Origin of the sequence: Rahnella aceris, from assembly GCF_011684115.1 — a bacterium.
In the GTDB taxonomy this organism is placed as follows: Bacteria; Pseudomonadota; Gammaproteobacteria; order Enterobacterales; family Enterobacteriaceae; genus Rahnella; species Rahnella aceris.
Genome location: NZ_JAADJV010000004.1, coordinates 313,288 through 336,289, shown reverse-complemented (window position 1 = coordinate 336,289; position 23,002 = coordinate 313,288). Strand labels below are relative to the sequence as shown.

24 protein-coding genes are annotated in these 23,002 nt (G+C 54.3%); 8 read left to right on the top strand and 16 right to left on the bottom strand.

From position 1 onward, the window contains the following. Positions 1–49: 49 nt before the first annotated feature. From GW591_RS19735 to GW591_RS19725, 3 genes are read right to left on the bottom strand one after another with little or no spacing between them, the layout of a single operon-like run. Complete coding sequence (locus tag GW591_RS19735; protein WP_112197278.1) at positions 50–529, bottom strand: Hcp family type VI secretion system effector; 480 nt, start codon at positions 527–529, stop codon at positions 50–52. A 22-nt stretch (positions 530–551) separates the two neighbouring features. Beyond that, positions 552–743 (bottom strand): hypothetical protein, encoded by a 192-nt coding sequence (locus GW591_RS19730; RefSeq protein ID WP_037033839.1) that lies wholly within the window; start codon positions 741–743, stop codon positions 552–554. Between the two features lie 21 nt (positions 744–764). Next, the gene (locus GW591_RS19725) at positions 765–1,415 is read right to left on the bottom strand and encodes a hypothetical protein (RefSeq protein ID WP_112197279.1); all 651 of its coding nucleotides are present in this window, start codon (positions 1,413–1,415) and stop codon (positions 765–767) included. A gap of 295 nt (positions 1,416–1,710) precedes the next feature. Here GW591_RS19725 and yfcF point away from each other — a divergent pair, with 295 nt between their 5' ends. Beyond that, entirely contained in the window at positions 1,711–2,340 is a 630-nt protein-coding gene (gene yfcF / locus GW591_RS19720) for a glutathione transferase (RefSeq protein WP_013573413.1), read from the top strand. Here the strand turns inward: yfcF and GW591_RS19715 are convergent. The 3 genes from GW591_RS19715 to bhsA all read right to left on the bottom strand — a co-directional run bounded on the left by GW591_RS19715 (position 2,332) and on the right by bhsA (position 3,849). Further along, positions 2,332–2,778 (bottom strand): GNAT family N-acetyltransferase, encoded by a 447-nt coding sequence (locus tag GW591_RS19715; protein WP_014411441.1) that lies wholly within the window; start codon positions 2,776–2,778, stop codon positions 2,332–2,334. The two genes, yfcF and GW591_RS19715, sit on opposite strands and share 9 nt — an antisense overlap. Before the next feature lie 19 nt (positions 2,779–2,797). After that, entirely contained in the window at positions 2,798–3,433 is a 636-nt protein-coding gene (locus GW591_RS19710) for a LysE family translocator (RefSeq protein ID WP_013573415.1), read from the bottom strand. A gap of 158 nt (positions 3,434–3,591) precedes the next feature. Next, positions 3,592–3,849, bottom strand: coding sequence for a multiple stress resistance protein BhsA (gene bhsA, locus GW591_RS19705; RefSeq protein ID WP_013573416.1), 258 nt, complete (start codon positions 3,847–3,849; stop codon positions 3,592–3,594). A gap of 403 nt (positions 3,850–4,252) precedes the next feature. On the opposite strand from bhsA, the gene GW591_RS19700 reads away from it, so the two are divergent. After that, a complete protein-coding gene (locus tag GW591_RS19700) occupies positions 4,253–4,501 on the top strand; it encodes a GlsB/YeaQ/YmgE family stress response membrane protein (RefSeq protein ID WP_013573417.1) in 249 nt (82 codons plus the stop codon). Between the two features lie 63 nt (positions 4,502–4,564). Here the strand turns inward: GW591_RS19700 and GW591_RS19695 are convergent, their stop codons facing one another. The 10 genes from GW591_RS19695 to atzF all read right to left on the bottom strand — a co-directional run bounded on the left by GW591_RS19695 (position 4,565) and on the right by atzF (position 17,465). Continuing rightward, positions 4,565–4,918, bottom strand: coding sequence for a hypothetical protein (locus GW591_RS19695; protein ID WP_225444971.1), 354 nt, complete (start codon positions 4,916–4,918; stop codon positions 4,565–4,567). Positions 4,919–4,947: 29 nt separating this feature from the next. Further along, entirely contained in the window at positions 4,948–5,364 is a 417-nt protein-coding gene (locus tag GW591_RS19690; protein ID WP_013573419.1) for a DUF2442 domain-containing protein, read from the bottom strand. 233 nt (positions 5,365–5,597) lie between these two features. Next, positions 5,598–6,296 carry an urea ABC transporter ATP-binding subunit UrtE gene (gene urtE, locus GW591_RS19685; protein WP_112197281.1) on the bottom strand — a complete coding sequence of 233 codons (699 nt, stop codon included), beginning with the start codon at positions 6,294–6,296 and terminating at the stop codon, positions 5,598–5,600. 11 nt (positions 6,297–6,307) lie between these two features. Then, positions 6,308–7,105 (bottom strand): urea ABC transporter ATP-binding protein UrtD, encoded by a 798-nt coding sequence (gene urtD / locus GW591_RS19680; protein ID WP_013573421.1) that lies wholly within the window; start codon positions 7,103–7,105, stop codon positions 6,308–6,310. Continuing rightward, positions 7,105–8,178, bottom strand: a complete 1,074-nt coding sequence (urtC, locus tag GW591_RS19675; protein ID WP_013573422.1) for an urea ABC transporter permease subunit UrtC — start codon at positions 8,176–8,178, stop codon at positions 7,105–7,107. The genes urtD and urtC overlap by 1 nt, the downstream gene beginning before the upstream one ends. Then, positions 8,178–9,746, bottom strand: a complete 1,569-nt coding sequence (urtB, locus tag GW591_RS19670) for an urea ABC transporter permease subunit UrtB (RefSeq protein WP_166861276.1) — start codon at positions 9,744–9,746, stop codon at positions 8,178–8,180. The genes urtC and urtB overlap by 1 nt, the downstream gene beginning before the upstream one ends. A gap of 140 nt (positions 9,747–9,886) precedes the next feature. Next, entirely contained in the window at positions 9,887–11,155 is a 1,269-nt protein-coding gene (urtA, locus tag GW591_RS19665) for an urea ABC transporter substrate-binding protein (RefSeq protein WP_013573424.1), read from the bottom strand. A 69-nt stretch (positions 11,156–11,224) separates the two neighbouring features. After that, positions 11,225–11,947, bottom strand: a complete 723-nt coding sequence (locus tag GW591_RS19660; protein WP_013573425.1) for a GntR family transcriptional regulator — start codon at positions 11,945–11,947, stop codon at positions 11,225–11,227. Positions 11,948–11,975: 28 nt separating this feature from the next. Beyond that, complete coding sequence (gene uca, locus GW591_RS19655) at positions 11,976–15,605, bottom strand: urea carboxylase (protein ID WP_166861274.1); 3,630 nt, start codon at positions 15,603–15,605, stop codon at positions 11,976–11,978. Between the two features lie 9 nt (positions 15,606–15,614). Continuing rightward, complete coding sequence (gene atzF / locus GW591_RS19650) at positions 15,615–17,465, bottom strand: allophanate hydrolase (RefSeq protein WP_013573427.1); 1,851 nt, start codon at positions 17,463–17,465, stop codon at positions 15,615–15,617. Positions 17,466–17,735: 270 nt separating this feature from the next. Between atzF and relB the strand changes: the two genes are divergently transcribed. The 6 genes from relB to eptB all read left to right on the top strand — a co-directional run bounded on the left by relB (position 17,736) and on the right by eptB (position 22,976). Continuing rightward, positions 17,736–18,197, top strand: a complete 462-nt coding sequence (gene relB, locus GW591_RS19645; RefSeq protein ID WP_013573428.1) for a type II toxin-antitoxin system RelB family antitoxin — start codon at positions 17,736–17,738, stop codon at positions 18,195–18,197. 3 nt (positions 18,198–18,200) lie between these two features. Further along, the gene (locus GW591_RS19640; RefSeq protein WP_013573429.1) at positions 18,201–18,494 is read left to right on the top strand and encodes a type II toxin-antitoxin system RelE/ParE family toxin; all 294 of its coding nucleotides are present in this window, start codon (positions 18,201–18,203) and stop codon (positions 18,492–18,494) included. Next, on the top strand, positions 18,494–19,939 hold the full coding sequence (locus GW591_RS19635) for an alpha/beta hydrolase (protein WP_112151980.1): 1,446 nt from the start codon (positions 18,494–18,496) through the stop codon (positions 19,937–19,939). Before GW591_RS19640 ends, GW591_RS19635 begins: the two co-directional genes overlap by 1 nt. 70 nt (positions 19,940–20,009) lie before the next feature. After that, positions 20,010–20,468, top strand: coding sequence for a MarR family winged helix-turn-helix transcriptional regulator (locus GW591_RS19630; RefSeq protein WP_013573431.1), 459 nt, complete (start codon positions 20,010–20,012; stop codon positions 20,466–20,468). Between the two features lie 134 nt (positions 20,469–20,602). Then, positions 20,603–21,025 (top strand): organic hydroperoxide resistance protein, encoded by a 423-nt coding sequence (locus tag GW591_RS19625; RefSeq protein ID WP_013573432.1) that lies wholly within the window; start codon positions 20,603–20,605, stop codon positions 21,023–21,025. A 271-nt stretch (positions 21,026–21,296) separates the two neighbouring features. Then, positions 21,297–22,976 (top strand): kdo(2)-lipid A phosphoethanolamine 7''-transferase, encoded by a 1,680-nt coding sequence (gene eptB / locus GW591_RS19620; RefSeq protein WP_131638498.1) that lies wholly within the window; start codon positions 21,297–21,299, stop codon positions 22,974–22,976. Positions 22,977–23,002: the final 26 nt, after the last annotated feature.

The window sequence follows — 23,002 nt, the reverse complement described above, 5'->3', positions numbered from 1 at the left end:
TGGATTTCCCAAGCAGAGATGGAGGCTGTAGTGGGTTGTCGCCGATCTATTAGGCGGTTATGCGTTCATTCCAGGTATCTTTATAAATGATATTCCCGTTTACATACTTCCATGTAATGCTTTCATAGCGTAGCTGGATAGTTTCAAAATGTGTTCCAGTCTGGTTGCCGGGGTATAAATTGGGTGCAATGGATGTAACTTTTACATTTTCCAAAATGATATTGAAGTATTCGGCTTCTATTCCCGCCTCAAGAATATGATACATTTTGATTGTAGCAGACTTCAGCGTTTGTCCTTCACTCAGTGCGCGATACAAAAGCGGCGTTGTCCTATCGAATTCTTTTTGCAAGGTGATCGGAGAATGTATTCGTGTCCCTGTTAGTTTACCCGTGTTTCTGTCGGCTGGGATATGCATATTATGAGTCACTGATTTTAACTCTATCGCCCCCTCTCTGCCTGAAACCAACGAACCACCAACAATGGGCGAACCATCTACTCCGGTTAGAAATAAATATGCTGGATTTGACATGAAATATCCTTATATTTAATGTTTAGTTATCCTGTGGGTAATATTTATCGACTAGTTTACCAATAATCCATATGACAAATACCATAGCTGAAATGGCGAGCAATCTCTCCAGCCAGGTATCAAAATAAAATACAAAGAATAACGAAAACCAGACTGATGCACCGCCAAGGATAGCGCCTATTTGACCTACTGCAGCATTTGCAGCTTTCTTCATAAAGCTGGGTTTCTTATCCACTTATCTACGGGCTCCAACTTTTGAATCTACAATTTTTAGGATCTTATCAAACGCGGGAGAGCCTTGTTGGTGTCGAACATACAGGGCGTCAACAAAAGGTGACAGGGCAGGCTCGAACAGGAAATAAAGCAGGTCATAATCTTTTAACCGCAAAATAGCGTAGAGTTCAGGCACTTCCACGCTCAGCTTTTCTGATGCCCGAATGCAGCGTTCTTTCATTCCTCCGACTAATAATATGTTTCCAATGACCCCGCCTCTTACTTTCACAAAAAAGCTTGTTCCTTGAGCTATCGCGATAGCAACTTTCCCGGCAATAACTGTATTAGTTGCAGTTCTGCCGACAACTGAGAAAACAGATCGGCTGTATGTTTTGTTTTGTTCGCTTTCTGAAACGTATTTATTGAAATCATTAAGTATAGTTTGTATCGCGTCCGTAATCCGATCATGTTCCAGTATTCCACGTTTAATCGCTTCTATTATTCTTATTGTTTCTGTTTCATGAGCGTGGTATGAATCTGTATCGAAAAAACCATATGCAAGATATCCAAGATCAACTGGCACGGAAAGTATTCCATGTACCAAACCAATAGCTGAATCAGGGGAAATAATTATGTCGGCAATGCGCTGTGCTATCTCTTCTGAATTATCCATAATGCGCCCTTTGAAGTCCGTTTGTTTGGCGGTTTTTTAGAGGATATATTGACTTAAGCCAAATGGCAATGGTTAAAAAACGTGCGAAAGTTTGGTGCGGAAAATATCTTGTTTAATCAGTTTCTCAAAATTAGCTTAATGTATAAGATGATGTACGCATTCTTTAGAATGAGAAAATTTGCCCGTATCCCAACAACTCCACTCGGGTTTATCATCTGAATGAGTTTTTAACGACACCTCCCTCTTTCTGCGCTATGTTTTTCTTCCTTTGTTTTATTTCTTTCAGGAGTTTGCCATGAGCCAGCCTTCGCTGATTTTGTATTCCGATGCCAATTTTTTCAGCCCTTATGTGATGTCCGCTTTTGTCGCGCTGACCGAAAAAGGCATTCCCTTTGAACTGGAAAAGGTAGATCTGGCTAACGCGGAAAACCTGAAGGAAAATTATTCGGCGATTTCCGTCACCCGCCGCGTACCGACATTAACCAATGGCACGTTTGTGTTATCCGAGTCTTCTGCGATTGATGAATATGTCGAAGAGTTGTTCCCTGCGCCCACGTTCCCGGCCATTTACCCGGCTGACCCTGAAAACCGCGCCAAGGCCCGTGAAGTACAGGCATGGCTGCGCAGCGATCTGATGCCTATTCGCGAAGAGCGTTCAACGGAAGTGGTGTTTGCCGGTGCGAAACGTCCGGCGCTCAGTGCAAGCGGACAGCAGGCGGCTGAAAAATTGTATGCCGCCGCAGCGTTTTTACTGGGCGACAAAGAATATTTATTTGGCGAATGGTGTATTGCGGACGTGGATCTGGCGCTGATGCTTAATCGTCTGCATCTGAACGGCGATCCGCTGCCGGAGAAACTGGCCGCTTACGCAGAGGCGCAATGGCAGCGGCCATCGGTGAAGGAATGGCTGGCGCTTTCAGCTTAACGTTTTCGTCAGAAAGAACCGCGTATGCGTCGAGGGCGCATCGTCCGGCGCGCGGGAATCAGGGATGTAATCCTCCAGCGCCATTTGCATGCTATAGCCCATACGTTCGTAGAAAGGCCGCGCCTGGAAACTGAACGTATCAACCAGCGAGTAACGGCAACCCCGTGCTTTGGCTTCCTCTTCCGCTTCCCTGATGAGCTGCGTGCCGACATCTTTGCCGCGCAGCGTTTCATCGACCCACAGCATCTTTATGTACATCCAGTAGCCGACGGTTTCAGCCACGATACCGGCCAGTTTCTTGCCATTCTCATCTTCCACGAAAATGCCTAACTCGCGGAAGGTCGGTTTCGGGATAAAGTTTCTGTTGAAATCCCGCAGTGCCGTTTTGATCTCCTCGAGATCGCTTTCGGTCGGGGCATGGGTGAGACGAGTCTTCATGACATTTTTCCTTTTTCCGTTAACGTTTTGTCGTAGCGAGGCGAACTGCAAAAGCGATAAACACGGTGCCGGTGAGCCGGTCCAGCGTTCTGACCACTGCCGGACGGCGCAACCAGCGCGACAGCGGGCGGGTGGCCGAAATCATGGTGACCGACCATAACGTCCCGATCACCGCATGCATGGCGGCGAGGCCGAAAATGTACGGCCCGACCGGATAGCCGGTGGCGACGAACTGCGGCAGGAAAGAGACATAAAACACACCGACTTTCGGGTTAAGCACGTTGCCAAAAAGGCCTTTAACGAACGGCGAGTTCCCGATGCGTAAGGCGGTGCGGCGGCTTTGCGGCGCATCCATGTTCATTTCGTTGCGGGGTTTGAACAACATCTGCAGGCCGAGCCAGGCCAGATACGCGGCACCGATCCATTTCAAGACATTGAAGGCGATTTCAGAGGCAGCGAGCACGGCGCCAAGGCCAAGTGCTACCATCGCGCCCCAGACCAGACAACCGGTGCTGATGCCAAAAGCGGTGGACAGCGCCTTTTTACTGCCCTGACTGGCGGCAGTGCGCAGCACCAGTGCGGTATCGAGACCGGGGGTGAGGGTTAAAATGCCAGCGGCAAGCGCGTAAGAAAGCAGGGATTCGGTAACGGTCATTGGCTTTTCCTGATGAGCGAAAAAACCAGAATAGTGAAGCGGACGGCAGAGATGCAATCGCGAATTTAAATGAAATTCGGCATAAAAATACTGGCAAATAAAAAAGCCTGTGGAAGTCGGGCTTCCACAGGCTTTTCAGAGGGTTTTCTCGCAGACGATTATTTGTAGATTTCAGCGTCAGCGTGCAGTTTGTTGTTCCCGGTCACGGAGATGATGCGGTAAGAAGAGGCACCGGCATCTTTCGCTTGTTGTGAAAGTTTCGCTTCCAGGCCACTGATAGAGGTGGAGTTGGCGGCGGAAATCACCCCAATTTTCTGCATGTCACTTGATGGCTGAGTAATCTGCTGAGCCGCGAAGCTGCCGAAAGAAATCAGGGAAAGGGTTGCAGCTACAGCAAAAATTTTGACGTTTTTCATGATGATTTATCCATTCAGGTTATGAGAGTGAAAGGTGGTTGCCTTTCGATGAATGTATAATAGGCGTGATACCCGGAGATGAAAAACGGATTGATTTGAGTATCTTGTTCAAAATATTTGGTCTACTTTTTACGCGATTTTACGTGCGAATGCGGGTAGCTGACGAAACCGCATTCGTGCTGACACAGCCTGAAACTGCCTTAGGTTTCTCTGCATTTCTTCCCTTCCTGCTGATTTTGGGCGGTTTTGTAGAAAGGGTGCTAGACTTTATCTGCAGTTCAAGAAGAGGGCGTTCGTGCAAAACACACGTTCTGCTCGCAGAGCCTGAAACGTTCTGCTCTTGTTTGGCTAATTTGGCTGAACAATATTCACGGTAACGGAAATTTATTCGGAGGAGTCGAAAATGGGAATTTTATCCTGGATTATCTTTGGTCTGATTGCAGGTATTCTGGCGAAATGGATCATGCCGGGCAAAGATGGCGGCGGATTCATTCTGACCGTAGTCCTGGGTGTTGTAGGTGCCGTTGTGGGTGGTTATATCAGTACTTTCTTCGGTTTTGGTCGCGTAGACGGATTCAACTTCGGCAGCTTCGTGGTCGCCGTGATTGGTGCGATCGTCGTACTGTTTATCTACCGTAAAGTCAGAAGCTAAGGTGTCGACCTTAGGTTGAGATGTGAAAAGCCGCGCAAGTCGCGGCTTTTTTGTGTCTGTTAATCACTCCACCGGCGACGTCGGCAACCGTACGATGTCCTGATTATCATTACCCATCCAGTAAACGCCTTCCTTCGCCCAGAACGGTCCTTCGATAAAGTCGAGCAGGCCGGAATACTCTTCGTAAAATTGTTTGCCGTCGCGGTTGTAGACACGCATATAGCCGGAATAATGCCCGCCGTCGCCCGGCATGGTCATGCGCGGAATAAATTCGAAAGTTTTATACTCGCGCACCACATACTGTTTGTTCGGGCTCCATTGCTCGGAGACGAGTTTCCCTTGTTTCCACCACTGATGGCCTGCGGCGATCACCGCCAACAGCACCGCCAGCATGATCCAGCGCTTGCGCTGACGCATCAGAGCTTCCTGACTTTTGATTTTGGGCATTAACGTAACTCTGTATTTTTACGCGGACGTCCGCCTTTTTTACCATTTTCCCGGCTGGCACTGGCTTTAACGGCGCTGCGCATGGCACCGTTAATTGAGGCAACAATTTTCTGTAAGTCGCTGGCATCAAAAAGAATTTTTGCAAGTAATCCCGGCAGGTAAATATCCACATTACAGGCCGGAATACGCAGTGCTTTGCTGAAACCATCGACTGCTGCGGTGTTCAGTTGTTCCTGCGTCGCGTGCTGAAGTTCTTCAATCAAATCAATGTTAATAAGATACCCGACGCCGTTGCCGTGCATGATCATAAAGGCATGTTGTTCAGGACGGTATTCGACCGAAACAGGGCGGGAAGGGTCATTAGCCGTTTGCTCCCCGCGCTTTAACGCCGCATCAAATCGTGTCATTGGTGCCATGGATCTTCTCCCATTCAGCATTGAGCGTGACGATATTTGCTTCTAAGTAACGAAACAAAGCTTTGATCTCCGCGTCGTAAATGAACATGGCGTGGCAGGTGATCATGGCTGTAAACCATAATCAACCATCCTGAAAAGCGGAGAATTGTGGGCATGAGTTTATCCATAAACCTAGCAGTTAGGTTTATGGTAGACCTGAAGGGATGAATTAGCGAGCGTTACTTGATCAGGGACTAAATCGCCACCAGCCCGCGCACGCCTTCCGCCTCCATTTCTGCCCCGCGCCCGCGTTTCACAATGCTGCCGCGCGACATCACCAGATAGCTGTCGGCCAGTTCGGCGGCGAAATCGTAGAATTGTTCGACCAGCAGGATTGCCATGTCACCGCGGGCGGCGAGCTGTTTGATCACCGCACCGATTTCCTTAATCACCGACGGCTGAATGCCTTCGGTCGGTTCGTCGAGGATCAGGAGATTCGGTTTGCAGGCCAGCGCACGGCCAATCGCCAGTTGTTGCTGCTGGCCGCCGGACAAATCCCCGCCGCGGCGATGCTTCATTTCCAGCAGGATCGGGAACAGATGGTAGATTTCATCCGGCACCTGTTTAGCATTGCTGCCGGAAAAACGCGACAGCCCCATCAGCAGATTTTCTTCCACGGTCAGACGCGGAAAAATTTCGCGTCCCTGCGGGACATAGGCAATGCCCGCCTGTACACGCTGGTGCGGTTTGCGGGAATTGATCACCTGATCCTGCCAGGTGATGGTGCCGGATTTCGCCGGTATCAGCCCCATCAGGCATTTGAGCAGCGTGGTTTTTCCGACGCCATTACGCCCGAGCAGGCACGTCACTTCGCCGATTTTTGCCTCAAAAGACAGGCCGCGCAGAATGTGGCTGCCGCCGTAAAACTGATTCAGTTCATTTACCTGCAACATAATGCGACTCCTCAGCGCCCTAAATACACGTCGATAACCTGCTCGTTGGCCTGCACTTCACGCAGCGAGCCTTCAGCCAGCACCTGACCCTGATGCAGCACGGTGACGTGGTCAGCGATGGTTTCCACAAACCCCATATCGTGCTCGACCACCATCAGCGAATGCCTGCCAGCCAGTTGTTTGAACAGCTCTGCGGTGTATTCGGTTTCGGCATCGGTCATGCCTGCCGCCGGTTCATCGAGCAGTAACAGATGCGGTTCCTGCACCAGCAACATACCGATTTCCAGAAACTGTTTCTGACCGTGCGAAAGCAGGCCCGCCGGTCGATGTCGCTCAGCGGCGAGGCGCAGCGTGCCAAGCATTTCATCGATGCGGTCACGCTGCTCGCTGTTCATTTTTGCGCGCAGACACGCCCATACTGATTTATTGGTTTTCTGCGCGATTTCCAGATTTTCGAATACCGTCAGCGCTTCAAACACCGTCGGTTTCTGGAATTTCCGCCCGATGCCTGACTGCGCAATCTGCACCGGATCCAGTTTCGTCAGATCGGTACGCTGGTCGTAAAAAACACGGCCACTTTGCGGTCGGGTTTTGCCGGTGATCACGTCCATCAGCGTGGTTTTCCCCGCGCCGTTCGGGCCGATCACGCAGCGTAATTCGCCGACGCCGATGTTCAGCGACAAATTGGTCAGCGCCTTAAAGCCGTCAAAGCTGACGTTGATGTTTTCCAGTTGCAAAATCGGGTCAGTTTGTTCGCGGTGCCGGTCCGCCCGCTGCGGTTGGGTAAACAGGTCTTCGGTCATGGTCATCAGGATTTCCTCTTGCGCAGCAGGCCAATCACGCCTTGCGGCAGGAACAGTGTCACCAGAATAAACATGCCGCCGAGCACAAATTGCCAGTATTCGGGAATGGCGACGGTGAACCAGCTTTTCGCGCCGTTGACGATGCCTGCGCCAATAACCGGGCCGATCAGCGTGCCGCGTCCGCCGAGTGCTACCCAGATGGCGGCTTCGATAGAGTTGGTCGGCGACATTTCGCCCGGGTTGATAATGCCGACCTGCGGCACGTACAGCGCACCCGCCAGACCGCACAGCATGGCGGAAATCGTCCAGACGAACAGCTTGAAACCTTTCGGATCGTAACCGCAGAAAATCAGCCGGTTCTCAGCGTCACGCACTGCCGTCAGCACGCGGCCATATTTACTTCTCGCCAGCGCAAAGCCCAGCGCCAGACTGGCGACCAGCACCAGAACCGTGGCTAAAAATAATCCCACGCGGGTGCCGGTGGCGGTGACCGGAAAGCCGAGCAGGGTGGTAAAACCGGTGAAACCGTTATTGCCGCCAAAACCGGTTTCATTGCGGAAAAACAGCAACATACCGGCGTACGTCAGCGCCTGCGTCATGATCGAAAAATAGACGCCTTTGATTTTTGAACGGAAGGCGAAATAGCCGAACACAAACGCCAGCGCGCCGGGCACCAGCACAATCAGGCACAGCGCCCAGGCGAAATGCTGCGTACCTGCCCAGAACCACGGCAGCTCGGTCCACGACAGAAACGACATAAAATCCGGCAATCCGCTGCCTGCGGCCTGCCGCATTAAATACATGCCCATCGCATAACCGCCGAGGGCGAAAAACAGCCCGTGGCCGAGCGACAGCAAACCGGCATAACCCCACACCAGATCGAGCGCGATCGCCACGATCGCATAACAGAGGATCTTGCCGATCAGCGTCAGCGTGTACGTGGAGATCGCCAGCGGATTACTGGCGGGCAACAGCGCCAGAAACGGCATCACAATCAGGAAGATGAGCACCAGCGTGCCCACCGAAATCGCAATCTTAGGCGCTTTTTGTACGCCGGTAATCGTCAGAGGCTGGCTCATCAGTCAATCACCCTGCCTTTGAAGGCGAAGAGTCCCTGAGGACGTTTCTGAATAAACAGGATAATCAGCGCGAGGATCAGGATTTTCCCCAGTACTGCGCCGATTTCCGGCTCAAGAATTTTGTTCACGATGCCCAGACCAAAGGCCGCCACCACGGTGCCCGCCAGTTGTCCGACACCGCCAAGCACCACGACTAAGAAGGAGTCGATGATGTAGCCCTGACCGAGTTCCGGGCCGACGTTACTGAGCTGCGATAATGCCACGCCGCCTAAACCGGCAATGCCGGAACCAAGGCCGAACGCCAGCATATCGACGCGCCCGGTGGGCACCCCACAGCAGGCCGCCATGGCGCGGTTCTGGGTGACGGCGCGTACGTTCATGCCCAGCCGGGTTTTATTGAGCAGCAGCCAGGTCAGGCCGAGCACCAGCAACACGAAGATGATCACCGCGATGCGGTTGTACGGCAGCACCAGATTCGGCAGCAACTGAATACCGCCGGAGAGCCAGCCGGGATTCGCCACTTCGACGTTCTGTGCACCAAACAGCATACGTACGCCCTGAATAAGGATCAGGCTGATGCCCCAGGTCGCCAGCAGCGTTTCCAGCGGACGACCGTATAAATGGCGGATGACCGTGCGCTCCAGTGCCATGCCAATCCCCGCCGTAATGAAAAAGGCCACCGGCAGTGCCACCAGCGGATACAGCGCCAGCAGGCCAGGGGCATAATGCTGAAACAGCGACTGCACCATGTAAGTCGAGTAAGAGCCGAGCATTAACATCTCGCCGTGTGCCATGTTAATCACACCCAGCAAACCGTATGTGATCGCCAGTCCGAGTGCGGCCAGCAGCAGAATCGAGCCGAGCGATAAGCCGGTAAACGCCTGACCCAGTAAATCGCCAATCATCAGGCGATGCTGCACCGCTTTCAGGCTGGCGAGCGCGGCATTACGCACCGTGGCATCAGGCTCGGTTTTCGGATCCGTCAGGCTTTGCAGGCGGCCCTGAGTATCCGGATCGCCCGACGTGCCGAGCAGTTCAACGGCTTTCAGGCGCACCTGCGGACTGGCATCAGCCAGTTGTAAATTTGCCAGCGCGATGGAAAGGGCGTTGTGAACGGTGCTGTCTTTTTCCCGTTCAAGACGACGGGTCAGCAGCGGCAACTGATCGGCCTGCGCTTCGCGCTGTAAGGCTTTGGCAGCCTGTAAACGGACAGCGCTGTCGGTGCTCACCAGACGGTGTGCGGAAAGCGCATTGGCAATCAGAATACGCAGGCGGTTGTTCAGCCAGACTTTTTTGGTGTCACCCTGCGGTTTAACGTCGCCTTCCAGCGGCGTCATCTGATCGCCATTTTGTGCAAATGCATGTTTCGCTTCGTCGATGACGACGTTTTCCTGCTTCAGTGCCTCGAGCAGTGGCAGCCTTTCCGGCTGCGGGTCTGCCGCCCATTGCTGTAATAACGTGGCCTGCTGGCTGCGGCTGGCGGCAGCAAAGTCATTCGCCGCACCCGCCTCTGCCAGCAACGGAAGGCAACAAAGCAGGAAAAGCAGTGATCGGATGAGGATTCTCATAATGTTCTCGCCGCATAAAGTTGATGCTGGTTTGCTCCTCCCCCTGCGAAGGGGGAGGCGGGGAGGGGGTTTTGCAAACAACACAGTTGCCATTAATACCCCACCCCAGCCCTCCCCTTCGCAAGAAGGAGCTAAAACAATCAGTTAGTCGTTTTTACCGGGGTATCTGGCTTTTTATCGTTACCCGCGATGTACGGGCTCCACGGCTGGGCGCGGATTGGTTTGTCGGTCTGCCAGACCACGTTGAACTGACCGTTGGATTCGATTTCGCCGATCATTACCGGTTTGTGCAGGTGATGATTGGTTTTATCCATGGTCAGCGTGAAGCCGGACGGCGCCGCGAAGGTCTGTCCGGCCATCGCGGCGCGGACTTTATCCACATCCGTCGTACCGGCTTTTTCCACCGCCTGCGCCCACATATGGATGCCGACATAGGTCGCCTCCATCGGGTCGTTGGTCACCGCGTTATCGGCGTTTGGCAGTTTGTGCGCCTTCGCGTAAGCCTTCCATTCAGCCACGAATTTCTTGTTGGTCGGGTTATCAACCGACTGGAAGTAGTTCCACGCCGCAAGGTCACCGACCAGCGGTTTGGTGTCGATACCGCGCAGTTCTTCTTCACCGACCGAGAACGCCACCACCGGCACATCCGTCGCTTTCACGCCCTGATTCGCCAGCTCTTTGTAGAACGGCACGTTGGAATCGCCGTTGATGGTGGAGATCACCGCAGTTTTGCCGCCAGCGGAGAATTTCTTAATGTTGGAAACGATGGTCTGATAATCGCTGTAACCGAACGGCGTATAGACTTCTTCGATGTCGCTGTCTTTCACGCCTTTGGAATGCAGGAAGGCGCGCAGAATTTTGTTGGTGGTACGCGGATAGACATAATCGGTGCCGAGCAGGAAGAAGCGTTTGGCCGCACCGCCGTCTTCACTCATCAGGTATTCCACCGCCGGGATCGCCTGTTGGTTAGGCGCGGCACCGGTGTAGAACACGTTTGGCGACATTTCTTCGCCTTCGTACTGCACCGGGTAGAACAGCAGGCCGTTCAGTTCTTCAAACACCGGCAGCACAGATTTACGCGACACCGACGTCCAGCAACCAAACACCACCGCGACTTTATCCTGCGTCAGCAACTGGCGGGCTTTCTCAGCGAACAGCGGCCAGTTGGAGGCCGGATCGACCACCACCGGCTCGAGCTTTTTGCCGAGCACGCCACCTTTGGCGTTGATGTCGTCAATGGTCATCAGCGCGATGTCTTTCAGCGGAGTTTCTGAAATGGCCATGGTGCCGGAAAGCGAATGCATAATACCGACTTTGATGGTCTCGGCTGCCTGCGCGCTCCAGGCTAAGCCCATGCTGACTACGGTAGCGGAAAGAGCAAAGGCTTTAATAAAACGTCGACGTTGCATAGATGTACCCTCTGAAGAAAAGTTAAGAGAACGCTGGTATGTAGAAAGTCGAAAAAACATTTAAAAAAGTCATGACGGGTTGCCCTCGTCACTCTCCGCCCTGGCCCGGTGCAACATGTGCAGAGTAATTTTGCGTACCTCGGCCTTACTGACGGCAATATGATCGTGTAACTGGCGCTGTGCCTCCTCGGTTTGTTGTTGGATGATGGCGAGCAAAATGCTCGCGTGTTCTTTATAGGTGGCGTTAACCCGCTCACCTTTGGTGAAATCCAGCCGCCGGATGATGCGGATTTTCTCCGTCAGCTCGCGGTGGATTCGCGCCATTTCGGCATTACCCGCCGCGGCCACCAGCGTCATGTGAAACTCCTCGTCATAACGCGAGACCACCTGACCATCTTGCAGTTGCGGCTGATCGATCCAGAACGCTTTCAGTTCAGCCAGTTGTAAGGGCTGAGCGGCTGGCGGCAACGCACACAGACGTTTCACCGCTTCCAGTTCCAGCACGATACGCAGATCGTACAACTGCTCGAAAAAGTCGAAATCGAACGGGCGAACCTGCCAGCCACTGCGGAAAAACACTTCGACATAGCCTTCATGTTCCAGCCAGAACAGCGCCTGACGTACCGGTGTGCGGCTGACTTCCATGCGGTCAGCGATGTCGTTTTCGCTGAACCGGTCACCGGGCAGCAGGCGGAAGCTGAAAATGTCGTCTTTCAGCTGCTGATAAATGCGTTCCGCCAGCCCTTCCGGGCGGCTTTTACTGCGTGAAGATTTAGGTCCCGTGAGTTGCATGAAATATTCCCTGTTGTTCCCGATAGTTTTAAACGGCTGTGTCCAGCCACAACAACGCATCACCTGGCCCGACCGGACGGCCTTGCTGGCAACTGATTTTCAGGACGGTACCGGCGCACGGCGCGTTCACCGACAGTTCCATTTTCATGGCTTCGACGACGATCAGCGGCTGGCCTTCTTCGACCTGCTGGCCCGGCTGTACCAGGATTTTCCAGACGTTGCCGTTAAGGTCAGCGCTGACTAAATGGCCGTCCTGATCCGCGTCGTCTTCCTCTAACTGCACGGCATTGGCTGCTGCTTCCACCGCGGCGCTTTCAGCCTCATGCCAGTGCGCCACTTCGCGGGTAAAAGCGTCGGTTTGCCGGGTGCGGAAATCAGCAATGTCGGCGGCGTTGTCGGCGAGAAATTGCGTATAGTGCGCAAAATCAAATTCCGTCTCTTCGATGCGGATTTGCGCCCGTCCTTCGCGGAAGGCTTCGCGCTGAATGTCCAGCTCGGCTTCGGTGACTTCATAGAACCGCACCTGATCGAAGAAGTGCAGCAGCCACGGCTCGCCGTTTTTGAACTGCTCGTTTTTCAGGAACTTGTTCCAGATCGGCAGCGTGCGCCCGACCAGCTGATAGCCGCCCGGCGAATCCATGCCATAAATGCACATGTACATGCCGCCGATACCGACCGTGCCTTCGGCGGTAAACGTGCGCGCCGGGTTGTATTTGGAGCTCAGCAGGCGATGGCGCGGATCGACCGGCACCGCGCACGGTGCGCCGAGATACACATCCCCCAGCCCGAGGATCAGATAGCTGGCGTCGAAAATGATGTTTTTCACGTCTTCACGGCTCGCCAGCCCGTTGGTGCGCTGGATGAAATCGACGTTATTCGGCAGCCACGGTGCTTCTGCGCGCACGGTTTGCTGATAGCGTTCGACCGCGCCGAGCGTGGCGGAATCTTCAAACGCCATCGGCATGTGCACGATACGGGTCGGGATTTTGAGCTGGCTGACATCGGCCAGGCTGTTTTCCAGCGTCAGTAAATGCTGAAGCAGCGCAGACTGATGCAGCACGCGGCTGTCGTAGCGGATTTGCAGCGAACGCACGCCCGGTGACAGTTCCTCAATGCCCTGCTGACCGGCGGCTTTGATGGCGTTCATCAGCAGATAAATACGCATGCGTACCGCCAGATCCAGCACGTTGTCGCCGTACTCAATCAGCACGTAGCCGTCGCCCGCCTGACGGTATTCCACCGAAGGGCGTTCTGCCGTGGCCGGTAATGCCGCAAGAATGGTGGCGGATGCAGTGGTGTCCGGCAGCAGGGATGGCACCGGCAGCGCCACCGCGTTGACTGGCATCAGCGAATCGAGCGTGCCTTGTTGCGCCCGTTCCAGCGCCTGCGCCTGTTCAAAACTGATCGGATGGAAACGGATTTTATCGCCCGGTTTCACCTGTCCGACTTTCCACAGTTCGGCTTTGGCGATGGTTACCGGGCAGACGAAACCGCCGAGGCTTGGCCCGTCGCGGGTCAGAATCACCGGGAAATCGCCGGTGAAATTAATCGCGCCGATGGCGTATTCGCAGTCATGCACGTTCGACGGATGCAGACCGGCTTCGCCGCCGTCCTGCCGCGCCCATTGCGGTTTCGGACCGACCAGCCGCACGCCGAGACGGTTGGAGTTGTAGTGCACCTGCCATTCTGCGGCGAAGAACGTGTCGATGGCGTCTTTGGTGAAGAAATCCGGCGCACCGTGCGGCCCGTAAAGCACGCCGATATTCCAGATGTCGCCGTAAGGCGGCACGATATTTTCGGCTGCCTGCGGTAAACCGACCGGCGCGGGCGTGGTGCAGGCCGCGAGTTCCGGCTGTGAAACAGTCAGCATATCGGCGACGCGTAACGTGCGACCGGCGTGCCCGCCAAACTGCCCGAGTGCAAAGGTCGACCGGCTGCCGAGATACACCGGCACGTCGAAACCGTTACGCACGGCGAGATAGGTGCGGCAACCCTGTGTGGCGCGGCCAAGTGTCAGTGTCTGACCGGCTTTCACATCCACCGGCTGCCAGTAAGAAACAGCTTCGTCATCAAGCGTTGCCGGGCAGCGTGCGCCGGTCAGTGCGATAACGGCGTCGCAATGGAAACGCAGTGTGGGTCCCTGCAACGTGAATTCCAGACCGGCGGCATCCGGATGATTGCCGACAATGCGGTTGGCGAGACGGAAGGCAAAATCGTCCATCGGGCCGGACGGCGGTACGCCGATATCCCAGTAACCGAGACGTCCCGGATAATCCTGCACACTGCTGTAAGTGCCGGGCGCGATCACTTCGATGGCGTTGGGCAAGTAGTCAAAACTGTCGAGCATGCGCGTCCACATTTTGGCGTCGCGAAACACCGGCGTGGCGACGACCTGACGCAGATAATCAATGTTGGTAGCGATACCGTGCAGGCGGGTGGCGGCCAGTGCGACGGACATTTTCGCCAGCGCGTCCTGCCGGTCGGTGCCATGCACAATCAGCTTGGCGATCATCGGGTCGTAAAACGCCGACACTTCACTGCCGGTAGAGACCCAGCCATCGACGCGGACGTCTTCGGGGAAAAACACTTCGGTCAGCACGCCGGGGCTTGGCTGGAAATTCTTCAGCGGATCTTCTGCGTAAATACGCACTTCCATCGATGCGCCCTGCGGGGCTTTTTCCATTGCTGGCCAGTCCGGCGATTCACCGGCGGCGACGTTCAGCATGCATTCGATCAAGTCCAGACCGGTGACCATTTCGGTGACCGGATGCTCAACCTGCAAACGGGTGTTTACTTCGAGAAAATAAAATTCGTCGCGCGCGGCGTCATAGATAAATTCAACCGTACCGGCGCTGCGGTAGTTCACCGATTTGCCGAGCTGCACGGCGGCGCGATGCAATGCTTCGCGGCTGGCCTGCGGCAGATCCGGCGCAGGGGTTTCTTCCACCACTTTCTGATTGCGGCGTTGCAACGAACAGTCACGCTCGCCGAGGGCCACCACGCGGCCTTTGCCGTCGCCGAAAATCTGCACTTCAACGTGGCGGGCGCGATCGACAAAGCGTTCCAGAAACACACCGGCATCACGGAAAAACTGCTCGCCGAGACGTTTCACGCTGTCCCATGCGGCACGCAATGCCTCGTCGTTATCACAGCGCGTCAGGCCAATGCCTCCGCCGCCTGCGGTGCTTTTCAGCATGATGGGATAACCAATTTCGGCGGCAGCTTTCACCGCGTCATCAATGCTGTCGAGCAAACCGGTGCCCGGCGTCATCGGCACATTCGCGGCACCGGCTAATTCGCGGGCGCGGTGCTTGAGGCCAAACTCGCGGATTTGTCCGGCGGTCGGGCCGATAAACGCAATGCCCGCTGCTTCGCAGGCATCGGCGAACTCTGCGCTTTCGGATAAAAAGCCGTACCCCGGATAAATTGCCTGCGCGCCGGTTTCTTTTGCGGCGGCCAGAATTTTGTCGATCATCAGGTAGCTTTCGCTGGCCTTTTCGCCGCCCAGCGCGATGGCGATATCCGCCTGTGTGACGTGTGGGGCATTGCGGTCAGCGTCGGAATATACCGCGACGCTGGTGACGCCCAGACGCTTCAGCGTGCGGATCGCACGGCAGGCGATTTCGCCACGGTTAGCAATTAAAACGGTGGTAAACATGTGCGTTCCTCAGCTTTTTACCGGTGATGAATTCAGACTCTGGATGTAACTTCTCCAGCCGCCAAACGCGGTGATATCCGTGGCTCCGCCAGTCGCCCATGGCTCGCAGATAAAGCCTTTCACGATGCGGCCATCGGCCAGTTCGAGAGAACCGATCCCCAGCGGTGCCGGGATTTCAGCGACGAATTCCCCGAAGCGCGCCAGCGGGATATCCCACAATTCGACGATAATTGCGCTGCCGCTCTCAGCCCGCACCAGCCCCGGCTTCGGCGGTTTAGTGTTGGCGAGGGCGAAGAGTTTGTAGGTGGCAGCAGTGGTGGTTTGTTCGACGCGTACCGCGTGGCGGCTGGTGAGCTGGAAATTCAGCGGCATGCCGGTCAGATGAGCGCCGACCACGGCAACGCGCACGCTGGCGGCACTGACCGGCGCGGATGTCATGAATTCTTCAGGTTTCATCGTAAGCCCGGTCGCGCCAAGCGGCAGGCTCAGGCTGCGCTGCCACTGACGCCCAAAACTGGCCAGTGCGTCGTCATGCCAGGCCGGAGCGATCAGCGTGATCCCGGCGGGCAGGCCGTCGGCGCGCAGGCTACAAGGCAGCGCCAGCGCGGACAAATCCGCCAGATTAGTGAAGTTGGTATAAATACCGAACTGTGAGTTGTAGAGCACCGGTTCCCGAACCAACTCTTCCTGGGTGCGGATGGTCGGCGACGTCGGCACTACCAGTGCGTCAAACCCTTCCAGTGCCAGATTAATTTTGCGTGCCAGCTCCGCCCGTAAGTATTCAGCGCGCCAGGCATCGCAGGCGGTGTAGTTCAGGCCATTGGCGACAATCCCGCGTACGACCGGATCCATTGCTTCCGGGCTTTCTTCAAAAATTTCGCCGACCGCCACGGTGCGTTCTGCCACCCACGCGCCGTAATACAACTGCTCAGCCAGTTCGCGGAACGGCGTGAAATCAATCGTTTCCAGCGTGACGCCATGGTGGCGCAGGCGATCCAGCGCCTCACTGAAAGCGGCCTGTGCCAGATCGTCCCCAAAAAATTCCAGACGGTCAGGCATGGCGATGCGCGGCTGTGCGGAAAAAGCCACCGGCGCGGTATGCGGATTTTTACGCGAATAGGCATCGGCGGCGTCATATCCGCCTGCGGCATGGGCCACGGTTTGGGCATCGGCGACGGTCAGGGCGAAAATCGAGACGGCATCGTTGAGGCGACAGGCCGGAACCACACCGGTATTCGACAGCCAGCCTTTGGTCGGTTTCAGCCCGACAACATTGTTAAAGCCCGCCGGAACGCGACCGGAACCGGCGGTGTCGGTGCCCAGCGAAAACGCCACCAGACCGCGGGCCAGAACGGAAGCCGAACCCGAGCTTGAGCCGCCACTGACGTAATCAGGATTGAACGTATTGCGCACCGCGCCGTACGGCGAGCGGGTGCCGACCAGTCCGGTGGCGAACTGATCGAGATTAGTTTTACCGATCACCACCGCGCCTTTGGCTTTCAGATTGGCGATGACGGTGGCATCCGCTTCTGCGGTATAAGCAAACGCAGGGCAGGCCGCCGTGGTCGGCCAGCCAGCGATATCCATATTGTCTTTGACGGCGAACGGCACGCCAAACAGCGGCAGGGCGCTCAGGGAGCCTTCAGCCTGATCGCGCAGGGTTTCAAGACGGGTGATTTGTGCTTCAAGCTGTTCTGCCGTGGCGAGATAAATCCAGGCATTGTCTGTGTCACTCAGACTCCCCAACACCAGGGAAAGCGTAGTGCGCAGGCTGTCGGGCGCACTGCGGTAATGCTGCTGCCATTCCCGCAGGGTAAAACCGCGAAAAGGTGATGCGACTGTTTCTGAAGCTGAAGCCATATTGTGAATTCCATCTGGTATACAAGATTGAATTCATCTAAGCAAAGCCTGTGCCAAATCATTATCTATTGATTTTGCTGGGTTTATGTTTCGTTGTATGACCGGTCTGTATATTTGTTGCACCACGGACGGAATGCAACTGAACAAAAATGGGGCGAAAATTTGCGCGATGGCTCGCATCAAAAAGATAAATCTGGCTCAGTAGAGGTATCGGTATATAGTTGTATGAACCGATGATTTATTATTATTTGCAGAAAGGCTGGCAGGGATATGTCTAAAGAAACTATCGACCATTCAACATTAATTTGTCTGACAGAAGCTGGCGCGGTCAGCCAGCTCAGCGTGGTCGCACAACAGGGAGGGTGGATAATAATGATCAGATACGGCGAACATCAGCGGACCCTTATCGCACAACGTAGCGGTAAAGTGCGGGTTTTCAAGCGTTTCGACACGCTGGCGGCTTATTTAAAAGACATGGGCATAAACCAGTTCGAAGTGGATATTACCGACTATGATCCTGTAGGGAGCGGTAAAGGAACTCGCCCCGACCGGTCGGCAGCGCTAAAAAGGGCGCATGAAGCTGCCGCGATGGATGAAGCCACCTATGATCTGTGGTTCAGGAAACGGGTTCAGGAATCACTGGATGATCCGCGCCCCGTCATTCCTCACGAACAAGTGAAGGCTGAGTTTGCAGCCCGGAAAGCCGCGTTACTTAAGGAACAGGAAAAGTAACGAATGACCAAAATGCTGGTATGGAAACCACACGCGCAGGATGATCGCGAGCATATATTCAGTTATGTCGCGGGTGAGAATCCTCATGCTGCTATTGAGCTGGATGATGATTTTGATGCCGCAGCAGAGCGCATTTTACTAAGTCCCGACATGTATGCAGCAGGACGCGTTACCGGAACCAGAGAATGTATTATCCGTAAGCATTTCAGGATGGTATATCGCGTGACTGACACCGAAATTCAAATCATCAGGCTGGTGCATAGCGCTCAGCATTGGCCAGAGGAAACCCCTATTTAATGCAACTTCGTCATCTCTCTGAACGCCTGAAAAAGCTGTTACTGGCGCTGGTTCTGGTGATTATCACGCTTTTGGCTGTGCGTACTTATGACGCCTTACAAGGGCCGCCGCTTGAGCCGTGGCACAAACTGGTGCCGGACGAACTGAGTACGGAGCAACTGGATAAGAGCGACTGGCCGGCGTATCTGCGCGCGGAGCAGCAGGCGTTTGTTGAAGTGAAGCAGCAGGTGACGGACAAACTCGACAGAGAAGATCGTATTCCGCTTAACCGCTATTACGATCGCAGCCCGATTTATCCCGAGCATTTTGCACAGGACTGGAACCGCTCTTATGAGCTGATGCCCGACGGTAAGCCAGCCGGTGCAGTGGTGCTGTTACACGGTCTGACCGATTCACCTTACAGCCTGCGGCATATTGCGCAGGATTATCGTCGCCGCGGATTTGTGGTTGTCGGTATCCGCCTGCCCGGTCATGGCACCGTGCCCGGCGGCCTGACGCGGGTGGACTGGGAACAGTGGCTGGCGGCAACGCGGCTGGCGGTACGTGAGGCGCGTCGCGCAGCCGGGACAGATGTACCGCTGCAACTGGTGGGTTTCTCCAACGGCGGGGCGCTGGCGATGAAATACACGCTGGATTCCCTGGATGACCCTGCGCTGGCGAAACCTTCGCGTGTGGTGCTGATTTCCCCGATGATTGGCGTGACCAGTTTTGCGCGCTTTGCCGGATATGCGGGCTGGCCGGCTATTTTCCCGGCCTTTGCCAAAACCGCCTGGCTGAACCTGATGCCGGAATTTAATCCGTTTAAATACAATTCTTTTCCGGTGAAAGCCGCCCGTCAGTCCTATCTGCTCACCCATGTTTTGCAGCAGCAGATCAGCAAGGATGCGCAATCCGGCAAGCTGGCGCAGTTGCCACCGCTGCTGGCGTTTCAGTCGGTTGTTGACTCCACCGTCAGTTCCCGCGCCGTGGTGACGGCGTTGTTTAATCAGCTTCCCGCCAATGGCAGCCAGCTGGTTTTGTTTGATATCAACCGCAGTGCCTATGTCGGCCCGCTGCTGCGTCCTTCCTCTGAAACAGCAGCAGAGCGCCTGTTGCCTGCGCCCCCGCGCGCTTATCAGACGACGGTTATCACCAATGCCTCGCCGGACGATGCCGCCGCTGTCGCGAAAACCACTGCGGCGGGGCAAAACAGCACGTCAGTTACGCCACTCGGCCTGAATTATCCGTCGGAATTCTATTCGCTGTCGCATGTTTCGCTGCCTTTTCCGACGGACGATTCGCTGTACGGGCGCAATCCGCAAGGTCCGGCGCAGTTTGGCATCCGGCTGGGAACACTGGCTGCCCGTGGAGAAAATGGCGCGCTGGTGGTGAGCATGGATCAACTGATGCGGGTTTCATCCAATCCGTTTTATCCGTATATGTTGCAGCGAATTGAAGGTTTCTGATTTCTGCTGATTAAATTCACGGAAATAGCTTGCGATAATATCGCGCACTATATATATTGGCGGCATGAACATGAAAACAGACAGCGACCCAACACAACACCGCATGCTGCATCTGGATCAACAGATGTGTTTCGCGCTTTACTCTGCGAATCTGGCACTGCATAAAGTTTACCGTAAGTTACTCGGGGAACTCGGGCTCACTTATCCGCAATATCTGGTGATGCTGGTGCTGTGGCAACGTGATGAAGTCACGGTGTCTGAAATCGGCGAAAAACTGTTTCTGGATTCGGCGACCTTAACGCCGCTGTTAAAGCGTCTTGAAGCGGCAGGTTTACTGGTGCGTCAGCGCGCCAAAGCAGATGAACGCCAGGTGATTATTTCCCTGACTGATGCGGGTAAGGCGCTACGTGAAAAAGCACAGGACATTCCCGAAGCCATTGTGTGTGCGACGGAATGTGATATCGGCGAACTCGTGGCGCTGAAACAGCAGCTCGAAGTATTACGGGCTAAACTTCAGGATAAAGCGTAGCGCTGATTGTCTTAAGAGTGTTAACCAGACGAGTCCGAAGGTGCTTCTGCGGGTCGTCAGGTAAAGTTAATTAAGTAGTGTGCGATTAAATAGTTTGAAACTAATAAGTATTTATCACAGATAAGGAACGAAATATGTCTATTGAAAAAGTTGTGTATCGTGCTCATGCATCCGCTACCGGTGGCCGTGATGGCCGTGCGACTTCCGATGACGGCGTTCTTGACGTCAAACTGGGCGTACCAAAAGAGATGGGCGGTATGGGTGGCGGTACCAACCCTGAGCAACTGTTTGCCGCCGGTTATTCCGCGTGTTTCCTCGGCGCACTGAAAGCCGTGGCCGCGCAGGAAAAAATTAAGATCCCTGCTGACGCTAAAATCGAAGGTGCGGTAGGCATTGGTGCTATCCCGGGCGGCTATGGCATCGAAGTACAGCTGGATATTACCCTGCCGGGCTTTGAACGCAGCGAAGCCGAAGCGCTGGTGGCAAAAGCGCATCAGGTTTGCCCGTACTCCAACGCGACCCGTGGCAATATCGACGTCACGCTGAACGTTAAATAATGTTCTGATACACAACGCCTTCACCAGGGGAATGTTGTGATGTATAAAAGCAAAAAATCTCAGGAGGCTTCGGCCTCCTTTTTGCATTGCCAGCGCGTATCCACAGACCAACAGAAAATATTCGGAAAGAAAATACGACGTCGCTGCGCATGCGGAATAATCCAGAAAGCTGCATAAAACCGCATTCTCAGCATAATCTGTGAACCAGTCCGCCATAAACATGTCACAATGATTCCAAATCTTTCAAAATACGTTAGGAAAGTCACTTTTCATGAATAGAGTGAAGACTCTATCGCAGCAAAATATCTCTTTATTGTTAGCGATTTACATTGGCATTTTTCTGAATGTCTCTGTGTTCCAGCGCCGCTTTGCTGCATTGGTCAATCATTTCACGTCGGCTGAACTGGTTCAGGCCGTCACCGAAGTCTGTGCCATCGTCTTATTTACCTTCTTTGTTCTGCGCTTGCTCTCGCTGGGCGGGCGGCTGTTCTTCCGCATTATCGCCAGTTTGCTGGTGCTGATTTCCGTTGCCGCCAGTTATTACATGGTGATGTTCAACGTGGTGATCGGCTACGGCATCGTGGTGTCGGTGATGACCACCGATATCGATCTGAGCAAAGAGATCATTGGTTATCATCTGTTTATCTGGATGGCGCTGGTCAGCGCGGTACCGCTGTTCCTCATCTGGAAAAATAATCTGCGTCTGACATTGATCGAACAAATGAAAACGCCGGGGCAGCGTGTGCTGCCTTTAGCGGTGCTGCTGGCGGCGGCATTGCTGGTGTGGTTGCCGCTGCGTTCCCTGGATCACGCGCAGAGTGTGAATGAGAAGAAAACTAACGTCGATTTGCCAAGCTACGGCGGTGTTGTCGCGCACTCCTATCTGCCGTCTAACTGGCTGGCTGCACTGGGTTTGTATGCCTATACGCAGGTGGATGAAAGTCAGGATGCCGGTAATTACTTTGATCCGGCGAAGAACTTCACTTACGTTGCACCTGCTGACATCGACGATACCTACGTGGTGTTTATCATCGGTGAAACCACCCGCTGGGATCATATGGGGATTTTGGGCTACGAGCGGGATACCACACCGCGCCTGTCCAAAGAGAAGAACCTGGTGGCGTTTCGCGGGACATCCTGCGATACGGCCACCAAGTTGTCACTGCGTTGTATGTTCGTGCGTGAAGGCGGTACGGCGGATAATCCGCAGCGTACGCTGAAAGAACAGAATATTTTTGCGGTGATGAAATCACTGGGCTTCACTTCAGAGCTGTTCGCGATGCAAAGCGAGCTGTGGTTCTACAATAATGCTGACACCAATAATTTCTCCTTCCGTGAAATTATCGCCTCGGAAAAACGCAACGATGGCAAGCCGGTCGATGACATGTTGCTGGTCAATGAGTTAGAGCAATCACTGAAAACACATCCGAAAGGCAAGCATCTGGTGATCCTGCATACCAAAGGCTCGCACTATCTGTATTCCCAGCGTTATCCGCGCAGTTACGCCCGCTATACCCCGGAATGTAAGAGCAACACCTGCACCAAAGCGGAACTGATTAATGCCTTCGATAACAGCGTGTTGTACACCGATACCTTTATTGACAGCGTAATTGATCAACTGCGTGATAAGAAAGCGCTGGTGTTTTACGCTTCCGATCACGGCGAATCTATCGATGAGAACTCGCATCTGCACGGTACGCCGCGCGAGATGGCACCACCGGAGCAGTTCCGTGTGCCGATGATGGTGTGGGCTTCTGACAGTTTCCTCGAACAACCGGACCACAAGCTGGCGTTTGAGCAGTTGCAGGCGCAGCAGCGGGTCGGTGCGAAGAAACGTCACGTTGAGTTATTCGATTCGATTTTAGGCTGTCTGGGTTATACGTCGCCGGACGGTGGTATTAATCCGGCGAATAACTGGTGTGCAAAACCGCAGACAGAACAGAAGCTGTAGGTTATTTTGGCGGCGTATCGGATAAT

Bases quoted from the DNA above. Each gene is read 5' to 3' on its own strand.
- GW591_RS19735 (WP_112197278.1), bottom strand. From the start codon at position 529: ATGTCAAATCCAGCATATTTATTTCTAACCGGAGTAGATGGTTCGCCC.
- GW591_RS19730 (WP_037033839.1), bottom strand. From the start codon at position 743: ATGAAGAAAGCTGCAAATGCTGCAGTAGGTCAAATAGGCGCTATCCTT.
- GW591_RS19725 (WP_112197279.1), bottom strand. From the start codon at position 1,415: ATGGATAATTCAGAAGAGATAGCACAGCGCATTGCCGACATAATTATT.
- yfcF (WP_013573413.1), top strand. From the start codon at position 1,711: ATGAGCCAGCCTTCGCTGATTTTGTATTCCGATGCCAATTTTTTCAGC.
- GW591_RS19715 (WP_014411441.1), bottom strand. From the start codon at position 2,778: ATGAAGACTCGTCTCACCCATGCCCCGACCGAAAGCGATCTCGAGGAG.
- GW591_RS19710 (WP_013573415.1), bottom strand. From the start codon at position 3,433: ATGACCGTTACCGAATCCCTGCTTTCTTACGCGCTTGCCGCTGGCATT.
- bhsA (WP_013573416.1), bottom strand. From the start codon at position 3,849: ATGAAAAACGTCAAAATTTTTGCTGTAGCTGCAACCCTTTCCCTGATT.
- GW591_RS19700 (WP_013573417.1), top strand. From the start codon at position 4,253: ATGGGAATTTTATCCTGGATTATCTTTGGTCTGATTGCAGGTATTCTG.
- GW591_RS19695 (WP_225444971.1), bottom strand. From the start codon at position 4,918: ATGCGTCAGCGCAAGCGCTGGATCATGCTGGCGGTGCTGTTGGCGGTG.
- GW591_RS19690 (WP_013573419.1), bottom strand. From the start codon at position 5,364: ATGGCACCAATGACACGATTTGATGCGGCGTTAAAGCGCGGGGAGCAA.
- urtE (WP_112197281.1), bottom strand. From the start codon at position 6,296: ATGTTGCAGGTAAATGAACTGAATCAGTTTTACGGCGGCAGCCACATT.
- urtD (WP_013573421.1), bottom strand. From the start codon at position 7,105: ATGACCATGACCGAAGACCTGTTTACCCAACCGCAGCGGGCGGACCGG.
- urtC (WP_013573422.1), bottom strand. From the start codon at position 8,178: ATGAGCCAGCCTCTGACGATTACCGGCGTACAAAAAGCGCCTAAGATT.
- urtB (WP_166861276.1), bottom strand. From the start codon at position 9,746: ATGAGAATCCTCATCCGATCACTGCTTTTCCTGCTTTGTTGCCTTCCG.
- urtA (WP_013573424.1), bottom strand. From the start codon at position 11,155: ATGCAACGTCGACGTTTTATTAAAGCCTTTGCTCTTTCCGCTACCGTA.
- GW591_RS19660 (WP_013573425.1), bottom strand. From the start codon at position 11,947: ATGCAACTCACGGGACCTAAATCTTCACGCAGTAAAAGCCGCCCGGAA.
- uca (WP_166861274.1), bottom strand. From the start codon at position 15,605: ATGTTTACCACCGTTTTAATTGCTAACCGTGGCGAAATCGCCTGCCGT.
- atzF (WP_013573427.1), bottom strand. From the start codon at position 17,465: ATGGCTTCAGCTTCAGAAACAGTCGCATCACCTTTTCGCGGTTTTACC.
- relB (WP_013573428.1), top strand. From the start codon at position 17,736: ATGTCTAAAGAAACTATCGACCATTCAACATTAATTTGTCTGACAGAA.
- GW591_RS19640 (WP_013573429.1), top strand. From the start codon at position 18,201: ATGACCAAAATGCTGGTATGGAAACCACACGCGCAGGATGATCGCGAG.
- GW591_RS19635 (WP_112151980.1), top strand. From the start codon at position 18,494: ATGCAACTTCGTCATCTCTCTGAACGCCTGAAAAAGCTGTTACTGGCG.
- GW591_RS19630 (WP_013573431.1), top strand. From the start codon at position 20,010: ATGAAAACAGACAGCGACCCAACACAACACCGCATGCTGCATCTGGAT.
- GW591_RS19625 (WP_013573432.1), top strand. From the start codon at position 20,603: ATGTCTATTGAAAAAGTTGTGTATCGTGCTCATGCATCCGCTACCGGT.
- eptB (WP_131638498.1), top strand. From the start codon at position 21,297: ATGAATAGAGTGAAGACTCTATCGCAGCAAAATATCTCTTTATTGTTA.